We start from the raw sequence: 216 nt of genomic DNA on the forward strand, positions 1-216 counted from the left end.
TGCATGCTTTGATCGACCACTTCATTTCCTCAGAGGGTGGCGGGGCGACCTATCGCATCCGCTGGGCCATGGCGGTGCTGATCGTGACGTTGCCGCTGTACCTGTGGCTGGCCACGCGCGAAAACAGGCGGTTGGCCGCTGATCCGGCGCTGGCGCGCTCGGCCATTCGCAGTTGGATGACCTACGTGACCCTGCTTTTCGCCGCTGCGGTCCTGT

General features: G+C 63.9%; 1 protein-coding gene. It reads left to right on the top strand.

The features are described from left to right. Nucleotides 1-216 (top strand): DUF5671 domain-containing protein (locus A3722_RS06565; RefSeq protein WP_236627356.1); only part of this gene is annotated, 216 nt, incomplete at both ends.

It is taken from the genome of Sulfitobacter sp. HI0027 (genome assembly GCF_001634775.1).
Classification (GTDB): Bacteria; Pseudomonadota; Alphaproteobacteria; order Rhodobacterales; family Rhodobacteraceae; genus Sulfitobacter.